This is a genomic window from Amycolatopsis sp. NPDC101161, assembly GCF_044768185.1.
In the GTDB taxonomy this organism is placed as follows: Bacteria; Actinomycetota; Actinomycetes; order Mycobacteriales; family Pseudonocardiaceae; genus Amycolatopsis.
Map to the genome: position 1 here is coordinate 1,704,771 of NZ_JBIWPI010000001.1, position 13,690 is coordinate 1,718,460.

Sequence of the window (13,690 nt, forward strand, 5' to 3'; positions counted from 1 at the left end):
ATATGCCGGTCACTCCCAGGGTGTGCCGGCGGTCGCGCGTTCCAGTCCGGTGACGCCGGCTTCCCGGCGCTCGCGCAGCAGTTCGCCCGCGATCGAATAGCGCGGTGCCGCGGCTTCTTCCGCGCGGGCCGCGTGCTCGACGATGGCGTCGACCAGCGACGGGACCATCGACAGCCGCGGGTGCTCCTCGTGGATGCGCTCGTGCCGGCCGGTGACGACGTGGGCGTTGCGGCCGAAGTCGATGCCCACCCCTTCGCGCGTCAGGTAGGCCAGCAGGCCGCGGCGTTCGGCGATGCCGGGCGAGGTGTGCAGCGCGATCGCTTCCCACACGAGGTCGACCTGCGGCGCGGGGACGCCGTTCTCGGTCAGCAGCTCGGCGGCGAGGTCGGCGCCTTCGACCTCGAAGCGCGTCTTGCCGGGCGCCAGCGTGCCGACGCCGAGGTCGTGCAGGACGGTGGCCGCGAAGAGCAGCCCGGCGTCGTAGGCCGCGTCGTCCAGGCAGCCTTCGTGCTCGGCGAGCAGGCGCGCGAACAGGAAGCTCCGGATGCTGTGGTTGGCCACCGCGGGGCTTTCCGTTTTCCGCACGGTGGCGAGGATCGTGTCAGCGAGCGGCCCGGTGGGCAGGGCGAGGAAGTCGGTCACCGCGTCGACGCTAGAAGCCGTCGACGGCGGGCGACAGTGGCCCGGAGGCCGGTCATCGCTAGGATCGTGCCATGGAACGCCATGGTGTCACGGTGCTGGCGCTCCCGGGCGTGCTCGCCCTGGACGTCGGGATCCCGGTGCAGGTCTTCGGCTCGGACCCGCACTACGAGCTGACGGTGTGCGCGGACCGGCGCCCGGTCCCGGTGTCCGGGGGCGGCCTGACGATCGCCGCGGACGCCGGGCTCGAGGCCCTGGACGGCGCCGGCACGGTGATCGTCCCCGGCTACGACGACATCGACACGCCGCCGTCCGCCGCGATCCTGGACGCGCTTCGGGCCGCGCACGCGCGGGGCGCGAGGATCGTCTCGATCTGCACGGGGGCGTTCGCGCTCGCCGAGGCCGGCCTGTTGGACGGGCGGCCGGCGACCACGCACTGGCGGTTCACCGCCGACCTGCGCACCCGGTTCCCGCGCGTGCGGGTGCTGCCCAACCGGCTCTACGTCGACGACGGCGACATCCTGACCTCGGCGGGTGTGACCGCGGGGATCGACCTGTGCCTGCACCTGATCCGGACCGACGCCGGCGCCGCGGCGGCCAACGACCAGGCCCGCCAGCTGGTCGCCCCGCCGCATCGCGCGGGCGGCCAGGCGCAGTACATCGAGCGCCTGCGCCCGGAGGCGACGGGCGACCGGCTCGGCCCGCTGCGCGACTGGCTGCTGGCCGACCTCACGCGCCAGGTGGACGTCGACGCGCTCGCCGCCCGCGTCCACCTGTCGCGGCGCACGTTCCTGCGCCGGTTCCGCGAGGAGACGGGCACGTCCCCGATGGCCTGGCTGACCGGCGCGCGGCTGGACCGGGCGCGCGAGCTGCTGGAGACGACGGACCTCCCGGTGGAGCACCTCGGCCGGCACACGGGCCTGGGCAGCACGGCGACCGTGCGGGCGGCGTTCCACCGGCACCTCGGCACGTCACCGCGGGAGTACCGGGCGGTGTTCCGCCACCGGCGCGACCCGGACTGAGACGGCGCGACCTTCCGGCTCCGGAGGGGCTCGCGGCCGCCCGAGGATCGGCAACGCGACCGCGCTGCGGCGGTGCGTTCGGCCGGGGCCCGCCACCGGCGCGGCCGGTGGCGGGCGGCGGCTCAGCTGTCTTCGGGGTGCAGGCTGATGGTGGTGGTTTGGATGAAGACGTCCCTGCGCGGGTCGCGGCCGGCGAGTGCCTGGTTGCGGGCCGTGACGAGCGGTGCCGCTTGGCCGAGCACCGGCGGGCCGATCGGGTCTTCGGGCAAGGTGTCCATGGGAGTCCTCTCCGGTGGGGGTACGTGCGGACGTCCCTCTCACGCCCGAACACCGCCGCCGGTTGAGCTCAGCGCTTGTTCTTGTCCCAGATGACCACCGGCGGCGCGTCCGGGTAGTCGGTGTCGTGGGCGATGACCTTGTCCACCTTCGGGTTGTGGCGCAGGATCGGGAACTCGTCCATGTCGAACACGTTGTTCGGCCGCCGGGAACCCAGCTCGTCGCCTTGACCGGGCCAGCCGCTCGACTTGCCCGGGGTGTTCGGCAGGGCGATGTGGACGTCGCCCTCCGCGTTGTGCGCCAGGGCCTTCGACGCGTCCTTCCACACCTTCTCGCCGTTCGGGTGGTTGTCCGAGAACTTCGGCATCTCGACGCCGTTGTCCTTCAGGAGGCCTTCGAGGGTGTTGCCGCCGTTCTTCTTGGCCAGGTCGATCGCCGGGTTCTCGATCGAGCCGTGGTACTTCGACTCGGAGATGGGCTTGCCGGTCGCCGGGTCGACGACCGAGTCCTTGATGTGCCCGCCCGACCAGAACCACGACTTGTCCTTGCCCGGCGCCATCATCTCGTCCCACTTCTTCGAGAACTTGGCGTACTGCTCGTCGGTCATGTTGTGCGGCCGGATCTTGCCGTCCGGGTCGCGGAACTCGTCGAGGCCGTCCGGTTTCTTCGACCCCGGCGGCAGCTTCGCCGCGTCGCCGCCGCCCGCCGGGTTGTCCGGGGCCTTCGGGCCGCCCGTCTTGCCGCACGGGCTCTGCACCAGGCCGAGCGGGTCGCTCTGCAGGTGCGGCTGCTCGACGTAGCCCACCGGGTCGGGCGCCGCGGCCAGGCCGAGCGGGTCCTGGCTCAGGTACCGGCCCGTCTGCGGGTCGTAGTAGCGGTAGACGTTGTAGTGCAGCCCGGTCTCGGCGTCGCGGTACTGGCCCGGGAAGGCCAGCGGCATCGGCGCGGTGCCGGACGTCGACGGCAGCAGCTCGCCCCAGAAGCTCGTGCGCGCCTGCCAGCCGATGGTCCCGTCCGCGCCGACGAGCTCGGTCGGCGTGCCCGCCGGGGACGTCACCACCGTGTGGAACCGCACCTCGGAACCCCGCTGCTCGACCTGCACCACCGGCCGGCCGTCGTCGGGATGACGCTCCCAGGTCAGCACGCGCGAGTGCCCGTCGTCGGTCAGCTCGATCTCCTCGACGAGCTCGGCGCCGCTCCAGACGAACCACGTCTCGGCCGTCTGCCGCGGCGCGCCGTCGTCGCCGAGTTCCCAGCGCCGCTTGGCGAACCGCCGGCCGAGCGCGTCGTAGAGGTACGTCCAGAACGACTCGTCCGGGGCGATGACGGTGATCAGCCGGTCCAGCTCGTCCCAGACGAACCGCCACTCGGCGCCCGCGTGCACCCGGCTGGTCACCCGGCCCTGCGGGTCGTGGCCGTACCGCGTCCCGGCCGGCGGCGTGAGCCGGCCCGCCGCGTCGTAGGCGAAGCGTTCGACGCCGTCGGGCGTGAGCACCTCCGCGACCCGCCCGGCCGGGTCGAACCCGAACCGGACCTGCCGCGCGTCGCCGATCGCGGCGAGCCGGCCGTCCGGCGTGTAGGTGTAGGTGCGCCGGCCCAGGCCGGTGATCACCTGCTCGCCGAGCCGGTCCGCGGCGTCGAAGACCTGACGCTGGACCTCCGCGCCGTCGACCGCGCGGCGGACTTCGCGACCGGCTTCGTCGTACTCGAACGCGATTTCGTGGCCCGCGACGCGCAGCGACACGGGCAGTTCGCCGTCGTAGCGCCACTCACTGTCCACACCGGACAGTGTGGTGCGGTGGACGCCCGCGGCGTCGTACGTCCAGCGCACGCCGACCCCGTTGACGGTCTCCTCGCGCACGCGTCCGCGCTCGTCGCGCACGATCTGCAGGACCGAGTCGGCGTTGATCGCGTACTCGAGCCGGCCCAGCGCGTCGTAGGCGTACCCGGTGACGCCGGTGGCGGTGCGGCGTTCGACGACGTTGCCGAGCTGGTCGTAGGCGTACTCGGTGACTTCGCCGAGGCCGTTGGTCATCCTCCGCAGCTGCCCGGCCTCGTCGTAGGCGTAGGTCAGCCGGCGGCCGTCGAAGTCGGTCTCCTCGACGAGCCGCCCGGCCGGATCGTAGGTGTAGCGCCAGGTCTGGCCGCGCGGGTTGGTCACCGAGACCAGACGCAGCTCGGCGTCGTAGCCGTACGCCGTGCGCGCACCCGCGGCGTCGAACTCCTCGATCGGCAGGCCGAACGGGCCGTACGCGCGCCGCGTCGTCCGCCCGGCGGCGTCGCGGTGCTCGACGACACGCCCTTCGCCGTCGTGGCGCCAGCTCTCCCGCTCACCGTGGGGGCCGATCCGCCAAGAGCGTTGCCCTTCGGCCGTCCAGCCCAGCCGGGCCGCGCCGCCGGACGCGGTGTGCACCAGCCGCGGCCGGCCGAACGGGTCGCGGTCGCCCGGCCGCACCGCCGCGGTGAGCACGGGTTCGTCGCCGAGGGCGTCCGCCGGGCCGTCGACGCGCAACCGGGTGGAGACGCCCGGCAGCGCGGCGTACGGATCGGCCGCCGCGGCCACCACCCGCGCGTCGCCGGCCCGCAGCTCCACCTCGCCCGTCCCGGCCGGTGTCAGCCGCACGACGGAACCGTCCGGCCGCGTCACGGTCGCCAGCACGCCGTTTTCGTAGCCGTAGAACGTGATCCGCCCGAGCTCGTCGGCTTGCGAGAGCAGGTCGTCGTAGCGGGTCCACGAGTAGCGGCGCGTGTGGCCGAGCGGGTCGGTCCGCTCGACGAGCTGCCCGGCCTCGTTCATCCGGTAGGTCCAGGTGTGGCCCAGCGCGTCGGTGTGCCGGGTGGTCCGGGTTCCGGTGTCGTAGGCGAAGGTGCCGTTGAGGTAGCGCTCGGCGCCGACGCTGCGGACGCAGCGGCCCGCGGCGTCGTAGACGTACCGGTACCAGGTGCCGGTGCGGTCCTGCCAGCCGACGATCCGGTCGTCGACGTCGTAGTCGAGGTTCACCGGGCGCCCGGCGAAGCCGGCGATCTGGGTCAGCTGGCCGAGCCGGTTGTAGCCGTACCGGACGACCGGCGCGCCGCCGGGCACGCCGAGCGCGGTGACCCGGCCGCCGCCGGACTCGACGCTGATTTCGGTGCCGTCGTCGCGGCGCAGCAGCCGCGGGGCGCCGCTGCCGTCGTGGTCGATCGTGGTGCGGGAGCCGCCCTGCTCGATCAGCGTCAGCGGCCGCACCGGGCCGGGCCCGTCGGCGAACCCGAGGTCGCGGGTGCCGGTCGAGAGCCGGTAGCCCTCGGCGGTCCGGCGCAGCGGGTGGCGCGGTCCTTCGAGCGGCAGCACGGGCCGGTCGCCGCCGGGCAGCGGGTACACCAGGACCATGCCGTCCTCGGCGTAGAACCGCACCTGGTCGCGGCCGACCTCCAGCCGCTGGTCCAAAGTGGACGCCCAGGAGCGCCCGAACCACCGGCCGGCGCGGTAGGCCGACAGGTGCGTGCGCGACAGCACGAGGTCGCCGGCGTCGCCGGGCAGGGTCAGGTCGACCTGCGTCAGCACGACCTCGCCGGTGGCGACGTCGACCGGGTCGGAGACGCAGACCTTCTTGTCGTCCGGCACCGCGCGGTCGCGCGGTCCGTCGCCCTTGGGGTCGCCCTTCGGCTTGCCACCGCCGTCCGGGCTGCCTTTCGGGGTGCCCCCGGGCGGGTCGGCCTTCGGCGGCGGGCCGTCGGCCGGCGGGTCGCTCTTCGGTGGTGGGTCGGTCTTCGGCGGCGGATCGCTCTTGGGCGGCGGGTCGCCCTTCGCGCCCGACGTGCTGGTGCTGTCGTCGCCCTTGGGCGGCGGGTCGGTCTTCGGTGGCGGGTCGGTCTTGGGCGGCGGCGCGTCGGGGTCACCCTTGCCCTTGGGACCACCGAGGTCCTTGGGGTTGCCGTTGATGTCGGCGTGCTTCGGCGGCGGCGCGGCTTTGCCGGGCTTGATGTTCTTCAGCGCCTTCGCCGCGTCGCCGAACAAGTCGCCGGCGCGCTTGAGCAGCGGGATCAGCGCCTGCAGTGCTTTGACGAGGCGCTTGGTGAGGTCGGCGATCTTCGACGCGGTCTTCGCGACGGCGGTGATCACCTGCGGGACGACCCACGTCATCCCGATGCCGAGCGTGAACACCACTTGCAGCGCCCAGCTGATCAGGTGGCCGACGAGTTCGGCGATGATGTCCCGGACCAGGGCACGCACGGCGGCGACGACTTCGCCGGCGGTTTTGACGCCGCTGGACGCGCCTTCGCAGCCTTTTTGCGCGGTTTCGAGCAGGGTGACCGTGTCCTGGGCCCGCTGCCGGTAGGCGTCCCCGGCATTGCCCGTCCACGACGAGATGTCCGTCTTGACCATGCCCGTGAGGTCCTGGCCGACGCTGCCGAGTTCGGTGGCGACGTTCTTCCAGGTCTCGGACTGAGCGGCGATCTCATCGGCGTTGCCGGTCAAGGCGTTGAGGGCTTCTTTGAGCGGGCCGACGTGTTCGATGAGCCAGCCGACGCCGGCGGCGAGGATGGCGCCGAAGGGGTCCATGGCCATGGAGAGGGCGTCGAGGGCGGTGCCGACCGCGCCGAGGGCGACCGACGCCCAGTCGCCGCTTTCGATCGCGGACTTCAGGTCGTTCGCCGACTCCAGCAGCGAAATGCCCGAGTACGCCTTGGTGGAGTCTTTGGTCTCCGCGACCAGCGGGTTGCCCACAACGCGACCTTCCTGACGTCACGGCGAACATTCGTCAAACTTTCAAAGAGCTTCCGGTGAACGTAGCAGCGCCACCACGGCGAAGGTTCGGGTTGCCCGAAAATCCGGTGATCCCTGGCTCGGGCGGGCAACCTGGGATTTCGCGGGCGAAAGCAACCGCAGAGGACTCTTTGCAAAGGACTCTCTGTGGTTTATCGTGGTGGCATGACCGAGGACGAGCCGTCGCGGCGGCTGGACGCGCGGATGCTGCGGGCGCTGGCCCACCCGCTGCGGATGCGCATGCTCGAACTGCTGCAGGCGGACGGCCCGGCCACCGCGACCGGGCTGGGCAAGCGGGTCGGGGAGAGCTCCGGCACGACCAGCTGGCACCTGCGGCTGCTCGCCGAGGCCGGCCTGGTCGAAGAGGACAGCGAACGCGGCAACAAGCGCGAACGGTGGTGGAAGCCGGTCCAGAAGTCGACGCGGATGCGGGCCGCCGACTTCATCGGCGACCCGGACCTCGCGGCGCCGCTGGACAGTTACCTGCGCTCGGTGATCGAGCACCGGTACGAAGCCGAGTCGCGGTTCGTCAGTGAACTGCCGCGGTGGATCGACCAGTGGCACGACAAGGCCGTTTTCAGTGACGTCCGGCTGAGCCTGACGCCCGAGGAAGCGGCCGCGATGAGCGCCGAGGTCGACGCCGTGATCGACCGCTACCGCCGGGACGCGCGAGCGGGCGACCACGACGTGCTCGCGCACTGGTCGGCGTTCCCGCGGCAAGCGCGGCCCGAAGAAACCGACTGAAGAATCCGACTGAGGGGGAACCGATGGTGCACTTCTTGCTGGCCGAGGAGCTCGTCCGCGAGCGCGAAGCGGACCTGAGGCGGGCGGCGGTCCGCGTCCGGCGCGAAGGAACGCGACGGCAGCGCCTCGGGTGGGTCCTCGTGGAAACCGGGCTGAGACTGGCTCAGGCGCCCAGTTCCACCGCCCGCCGCACGTCGCCCGCGTAGGCCTCGGGGCGTTCCCAGGCCGCGAAGTGGCCGCCCGACGGGTGTTCGACGTACTCGCGGATGTTCAGGAACACCTCGGCGTAGCTGCGCGGCTCCGGCTTGGTGTCGCGGGGGAACACCGACAGCACGGTCGGCGCCTCGACCCGGCCGGGCAGCGTGACCGGTTCGGCGTACGTGGCGAACGACGTGCCGATCGTGCCGGTGACCCAGTACGCGGTGATCCAGGTGAGGAGCTCGTCCGGGGTGAAAGCCGAGGCGTCCGACCAGGAATCGAGCTTCTCGGCGAGCCAGGCGGCGAGCCCGGCGGGGGAGTCGCCGAGGGCGACGGCGAGCGTGTTCGGCCGCGTCGACTGCTCGGCGATGTACCCGCCCTCGCTGCGGAACCACCGCGCCGCGCGGCCGAGGTAGGCCGCCGCGTCCGGGGCGAGGGTCGCCGGGTCGGCGGTGAGCGCGCGCTGCGGGGCGACGTTCGTCAGGTGCAGGGCGGTCACCCGGTCCGGGTGACCGCTTGCGAGGATCTCGGCGACGGTTCCGCCGATGTCGCCGCCGGACACCGTGTAGCGCGCGTAGCCGAGTTCGGCGAGGGCGTCGGCGACGAGCCCCGCGATCCGGCCGGCGGACATGCCGGGCTCGGTGAGCGGAGCCGCGAACGGGAAGCCCGGCAGCGCGGGAACCACCACGTGCAGGTCACCGAGCAGGGGCAGGACGCGTTCGAACCGCAGCACGGAGTCCGGCCAGCCGTGCAGCAGCACGACGACGGGGGCGTCCGGATCCGCGGCTCGCTGGTGGATCACCCGCAGCGCCCCCGCGGTCGTCCACGGGAGCGCGTCGATGCGGCGCTCGTGCACGTCCCAGTCGTAGCCGTTGGCCCAGCGGTCGAGCAGTTCGTCGAGGCGGGCGCGGCCGATGCCGCGGGCCGGGTCGTCGCTCCACGGGGTGGTGACGCGCCGCGTGCGCCGGAGTCTGTCGCGTAGTTCGTCGCTCATGTGTATCACTGTACACATGATGTGTATGCTCGTACACATGACTTCGCGCAACGCGGCGGCCACCCGGCAACGGATCCTGGAGCACGCGAAACGCCAGTTCGCCCGGCACGGGTACACGGCGATCACGGTCAAGGGCGTGGCCGACGCGGCCGGCGTGTCGCCCAACCTCATCACGCGCTACTTCGGCGGCAAGGACGGCCTGTTCCTCGCCGCCACCCGCGTCGAGATCCCGGTCGCGGACTCGTTCGACGGCGACCGCGCCACGCTGGGGTCGCGGCTGGCGGCGAGCATCGTCCGCCGCTGGTTCGGCGACCCGGGGGAGGACCCGCTGCTGGTGCTGCAACGCGCGTCCGGCGAACGCCCCGAGGCGGCGGAGGCGCTCGCCGCGTTCCTCGACGCGAACTCCCTGGAGCCGTTGCACGGCTACCTGCGCGACAGTGGTCTGGACGACGCGCAGGCCCGCGCCCGGGCCGCCGCGATCGACGCGTTCGTGCTCGGCGTCTCGACCCGGCGCCGCGTCCTGCGCGCCGAACTCGGCGACCCGGCCGAGCTCGAGGCGTGGCTGGGCGAGACGATCCAGCGCCTGGCTGACGGGTGAGGCCGAAGCCCGGGAGTACGCGGCCGCCGTCCGCCTAGCCGGCAACCACCCGGTGGCGCAGCTGCTCGAGCGTTTTCGCCAGCAGCCGGGACACCTGCATCTGGGACACCCCGATCCGCTCGGCGATCTGGCTCTGGGTCAGCTCCTCCACGAACCGCATCTCGATGATCGCGCGCTCGCGGGGCGGGAGGTCGGCCATCGCCGCTTCCAGCGTGAGGTGGTCGTCGGCCTTGGCGTACGGGGATTCGCGGTCGGCCAGCTGGTCGCCGATCGTGCCGGTGTCGCCGCCGCCGCGGGCCGGAGCGTCCAATGAGGCCGGCTTGTACGCCTCCGCCGCCAACAGTCCTTCCCGGACGGTCTCGACGTCGATGTCCAGGTGCGCCGCGAGTTCGCTCGGCGTGGGGGAGCGGCCCAGGTCGTGGGCCAGCTCGCCGGTCGCCTTGACGAGGTTCTGCTGCAGCTCCTTCAGGGCCCGCGGCACGCGCATCGACCACGCGCTGTCGCGGAAGTGGCGGCGGACCTCACCCATGATCGTCGGCACCGCGAAGGACAGGAAGTCCCGGCCGCGGCCCGGGTCGAAGCGGTCGACCGCGTGGATCAGGCCGGTCCGCGCGACCTGCACGAGGTCGTCGAAGGACTCGCCGCGGCCGCCGAAGCGCTTGGCGATGTTCTCGGCCAGGGCGAGGTGCTCGGTGATCAGCCGGGCACGCAGCTCGGCGTGCCGGGGATCCCCGGGGGTGAGCTCGCTGCGTTCGTCGAACAGCGGAGCGCAATGGGCGAACTGGTTGGTCCGCCGAGGCGCGGGGGTGAGCGTCGCGGTGGGTCGCTCCAAGGCTCTGACAACCATGGTGACCACTTACCCAAAGCCGCCGCAAACCACACGACCTGGTGTTTCGTTGGTACATCCGGAGCAACCGGGCTCAGCAGGAGAGCGTCCCGGCACGCAGGGCGTGGCCGCCGTCGTCGGAGTCGTCGGCCCACACGACGGCCTTGCGTCCCGACGAGCACGTCGACTGCGGGGCGATCGCGAAGCCTTCGTTGTTGTAGTTCGGCATCTTCGACGGCCGCGCGTAGGTCGCCGTCACCGTGAACTTCCCGTTGACGATCTTCAAGGTCGCCGTCTTGCCGCCGCACGTGTTGTCGCAGATGGACCAGAGGCGGCCGGCCGAAGGCTCGAACTCCAGCTCCATCACGTTCGGGAAACCGGCCGAGAAGGCCGCGACCCGGGTGAAGCCACCACCCGACTGGGTGAGGGCGTAGGCGTAGACCATGCCTTCGTCCTCGAGGCCGACGAAGTACAGGCCGCTGCCGTGGCCGGGGTAGGCGGCCGGGTCGTACGCGGCCTTCGCGTGGTCGTCGCGGAAGCCGTTCGCGGTGAGGAACGAGTCCGGGATCCAGGTGATGCCCTCGAACCCGCCGTTGTCGCCGACCGCGGGCAGGTCGCCGGTGAGGTCCCACTCGGCGACCGCGCTGAGCGACCCGGCCGGCGACGCGGTGTCGAACCGCAGCACCTTCAGCAGGCTGCCGTCGCCGTCGTTGTCGCGTTCGGTCGCGGCGAAGACGCCGTCGGGCGTGGCCACGACCCCCTCGGCGTCCGGGTCGCCGCTGCCGTCGCGGTAGTGCAGCTTCTTGCCGGACGGCCAGCCGCTCGCCGGGCTCCACTTGCCGCCGTCGCGGACGAGCCGGTAGAGGGTGCCGGGACCGTTCTTGACCGCCCACAGCACGTCGGGGCCGTCGAAGGAAAGTCCGCTCAGGTTCTCGCCGAAGAAGCCGGCGGCGTCGGCGACCGTGACGGCGGGATCGCCGGGCCACTGCGCCGTCGCGGCGTCGGCGCTGCCGACGGAACTGATGAGCAGCGCGGTGAAGAGGACGGTGAGAAAGCGTGAGGGGATGCGCACGTCGTGCTCCTGGGCCGGGTGGGCGGGAGGTGGGCAACGCGGCGTCGGCGAGAACGATCTTGCCGTCTCGGACTGTACCGAGCCCGCCGGGCGCGGGCAATGGGCGCTCGTTGCGCCATTCCGGGCGGCGACCGGACGCGGCCCGGCTGTCCACATCGGACTCACATGACCCAGCGGCGGAAGCCACCTTCGGCGTTGACGACCTGACCGGTGATCCACCGGCTTTCGTCGGAGGCCAGCCAGCGGACCAGCCGGGCCACCTCGTCCGGGCGGCACCACCGCCCGGCGGGCAGGGCGCGGCCGACGCGCTCGGCGAGGTCCGGGTCCGCCCAGCCGGTGTCGACCGGACCCGGGTTGAGCGCGTTGACCGTGATCCCGCGGTCGGCCAGCGCGTCGGACAGGGTGAGCGTCATCTGGTGGATCGCGCCCTTGCTGATCGCGTACGGCAGCTCCTGGCTCATCGGCGCCAGGTGCTGCCCGGAGGTGAACAGGATGATCCGCCCGCCGGGGCGCTCGTCGTCGTGGACGGCCGCGAACGCCTGCGCCAGCAACACGCTCGCGCGGGCGTTCACCGCCCAGGTCAGGTCCAGCTCGGCGGCGGTCACTTCGGCGAGGCCGTGGTTCGAGCTCCGGGCGTGGTTGGCGACCACCACGTCGACCGCGCCGAACGCTTCCACGGCAGCGGTCACCACTTTCGCGGGCGCCTGCGGATCGGCGAAGTCGGCGGCGACGTGCCGCAGCCGGTGACCCTCGCCGCCGAGCTGTTCGACGACTCCCGCGTCGCCGGCGGGATCGAGGCCCCACGGCTGGTCCGCGTCGTGCGGGGACCACGAGTGCACGAGCACCGACGCGCCGGCCGCCAGCAGTTCCGCGGCCACCGCGAAGCCGATCCCGGCCCGGCGGCTGACCCCGGTCACGACCGCGACCCGGCCCTCCAGTGATCCGCTCGGCACGCCGCGAACGGTAGTCCGGGAAGCACCGCGCATCGACCGGTTTTCGACGACGTAGTCGAATCCGCCGATACTTTCGCCCCGGGCGCGTCGGCCTGATCCCGGGCCGGGTTCGAAGAGTTCAAAGTGGACGAAGACACGTCGAAGCCGGCCGCGACCACGGAGGCCGTCGCGTGGCGGAACACCGCGTACAACCAGCCGCCGCACCCGGGGTTCGCGCTCGTGAGGTGAGCGGGAACGCAACCGCCGACGTAGGCTGACGCGCCGAAGAGAGCGCGACAGTGGTGGTGCGGATGGGCGAGGCGCGGGCGGACGCCCGGGACACCGCGTGGTCACTGGCGGCCCGGGTGCTGGACGAGCTGGACGAGCTCACCGGCGCCCTGGTCGCCGTCATCGGCGAGCAGAACCCCGGCTACCGCGTGGTCGACGTCGTGCCCGACGACGACCTCTGGCGCTCCTGCCACGACAACCTCCGCCGGGTCCTGCAGCTGATCGGCCGGGGCACCGGCAGCGGCGAAGACCTCTACGACGCGGCGAAGGCGACCGGACGGCGCCGCGCCGAGCAGCAGCTCCCGCTCGACGACGTGCTGCGGTCGTTCCGCATCGGCGGCCGGCTGGTCTGGCAGGCCCTCACCGCGCAGGCCCGGGCGACCGGGTCGGTGAACAACGAGGCCATGCTGGACCTGGCGACCCGCGTCTGGGAGGTCGTCGACGCCACCTCGGCCCAGGTCGCGCTGGCCTACCACGCGGCGGAACGCAGTTTCGTCCGCGCGGACGAGCAGCGCCGCGCGTCGCTGTGGGAGGGGCTGCTGCAGGGCCGGGCCGCCGACGCGGGGTTCGCCTACGAGGCCGGGCGGGTGCTGCGCCTGCCGATTTCGGGACCCTACGTCGTCGTCGCGGCCGCGGGTCCCGGCGACGGCGCCTTCGCCGAGCCGCTCGGCTCCGCCCTGGAGGACCTCGGCTCGGCGTCGGCCTGGCAGTCGCGCGCGGACGTGCTCGTCGGGCTCGTGTCCCTGCCGGGCCGGGAGGTGACCGGCGTCGTCGGCGCGATCGGGTCGGTGCTCACCGTGCCGGCCGGGGTGTCGCTGGTCGTCGACGGGCTGGCGGCGGTGCACACGGCTTACCGGCAGGCGGTGCTCGCCATGCGGACGGTCCCGCCGGGGCGCGTCGAGGTCGTCTGCCTGGCCGAACGGCTGCCCGAAGCCCTGCTGCTCTCCTCGCCGGAGCTGACCGAGTCGCTGCAGCAGGACTGGCTGGGCGGCCTGCTGGACCTGCGGACGGCCGAGCGCGGGCCGCTGCTGGAAACCCTGGCGACGTGGGTGCGGACCGGCGGCTCGGCGACCCGCTCGGCGCAGGCGCTGCACTGCCACCGCAACACCGTGCTCAACCGGATCCACCGGCTCGAGGAGCTGACCGGCCGGTCGCTGACCGGCGGGGAACTGGCCCTGGAGCTGGCCCTGGTCGTCCGCGCGCTGCCGTTCCTCCCGCCACCGCGCGTGCCCTGACCGGTACCCCCTGTGCACAGTGCACAACGACACTAGGCCAAATGTAGGCACCCAGGTCCTTCATTCGGCGGCGTGATCTGTGCAACACTCCGGCCGGCGGTGCTCCGGCCCGCGCT

General features: G+C 72.7%; 11 protein-coding genes. 4 read left to right on the forward strand and 7 right to left on the reverse strand.

Features of this window, described 5'->3' with window-relative positions; translation table 11 throughout:
* Positions 1–9: 9 nt before the first annotated feature.
* Positions 10–642, reverse strand: a complete 633-nt coding sequence (locus ACIRSS_RS08340; RefSeq protein WP_400892141.1) for an HD domain-containing protein — start codon at positions 640–642, stop codon at positions 10–12.
* A 71-nt stretch (positions 643–713) separates the two neighbouring features.
* Here ACIRSS_RS08340 and ACIRSS_RS08345 point away from each other — a divergent pair, with 71 nt between their 5' ends.
* Positions 714–1,661 (forward strand): GlxA family transcriptional regulator, encoded by a 948-nt coding sequence (locus ACIRSS_RS08345; RefSeq protein ID WP_400892144.1) that lies wholly within the window; start codon positions 714–716, stop codon positions 1,659–1,661.
* A 122-nt stretch (positions 1,662–1,783) separates the two neighbouring features.
* On the opposite strand, the gene ACIRSS_RS08350 is transcribed toward ACIRSS_RS08345, so the two are convergent.
* Positions 1,784–1,939, reverse strand: a complete 156-nt coding sequence (locus tag ACIRSS_RS08350) for a hypothetical protein (RefSeq protein ID WP_400892146.1) — start codon at positions 1,937–1,939, stop codon at positions 1,784–1,786.
* 68 nt (positions 1,940–2,007) lie between these two features.
* Entirely contained in the window at positions 2,008–6,648 is a 4,641-nt protein-coding gene (locus ACIRSS_RS08355; protein ID WP_400892148.1) for a DUF6531 domain-containing protein, read from the reverse strand.
* Between the two features lie 204 nt (positions 6,649–6,852).
* Between ACIRSS_RS08355 and ACIRSS_RS08360 the strand changes: the two genes are divergently transcribed.
* Entirely contained in the window at positions 6,853–7,431 is a 579-nt protein-coding gene (locus tag ACIRSS_RS08360; RefSeq protein WP_400892150.1) for an ArsR/SmtB family transcription factor, read from the forward strand.
* A gap of 163 nt (positions 7,432–7,594) precedes the next feature.
* On the opposite strand, the gene ACIRSS_RS08365 is transcribed toward ACIRSS_RS08360, so the two are convergent.
* Entirely contained in the window at positions 7,595–8,623 is a 1,029-nt protein-coding gene (locus ACIRSS_RS08365; protein ID WP_400892153.1) for an epoxide hydrolase family protein, read from the reverse strand.
* 37 nt (positions 8,624–8,660) lie between these two features.
* Between ACIRSS_RS08365 and ACIRSS_RS08370 the strand changes: the two genes are divergently transcribed.
* Positions 8,661–9,221 (forward strand): TetR/AcrR family transcriptional regulator, encoded by a 561-nt coding sequence (locus ACIRSS_RS08370; protein WP_400892155.1) that lies wholly within the window; start codon positions 8,661–8,663, stop codon positions 9,219–9,221.
* A 34-nt stretch (positions 9,222–9,255) separates the two neighbouring features.
* Here the strand turns inward: ACIRSS_RS08370 and ACIRSS_RS08375 are convergent, their stop codons facing one another.
* The 3 genes from ACIRSS_RS08375 to ACIRSS_RS08385 all read right to left on the reverse strand — a co-directional run bounded on the left by ACIRSS_RS08375 (position 9,256) and on the right by ACIRSS_RS08385 (position 12,072).
* Positions 9,256–10,053 carry a SigB/SigF/SigG family RNA polymerase sigma factor gene (locus ACIRSS_RS08375; protein ID WP_400892157.1) on the reverse strand — a complete coding sequence of 266 codons (798 nt, stop codon included), beginning with the start codon at positions 10,051–10,053 and terminating at the stop codon, positions 9,256–9,258.
* An 88-nt stretch (positions 10,054–10,141) separates the two neighbouring features.
* Positions 10,142–11,119 (reverse strand): hypothetical protein, encoded by a 978-nt coding sequence (locus ACIRSS_RS08380; RefSeq protein WP_400892160.1) that lies wholly within the window; start codon positions 11,117–11,119, stop codon positions 10,142–10,144.
* A 161-nt stretch (positions 11,120–11,280) separates the two neighbouring features.
* A complete protein-coding gene (locus ACIRSS_RS08385; RefSeq protein ID WP_400892162.1) occupies positions 11,281–12,072 on the reverse strand; it encodes an SDR family oxidoreductase in 792 nt (263 codons plus the stop codon).
* 290 nt (positions 12,073–12,362) lie between these two features.
* Here ACIRSS_RS08385 and ACIRSS_RS08390 point away from each other — a divergent pair, with 290 nt between their 5' ends.
* A complete protein-coding gene (locus ACIRSS_RS08390) occupies positions 12,363–13,574 on the forward strand; it encodes a PucR family transcriptional regulator (protein WP_400892164.1) in 1,212 nt (403 codons plus the stop codon).
* Positions 13,575–13,690: the final 116 nt, after the last annotated feature.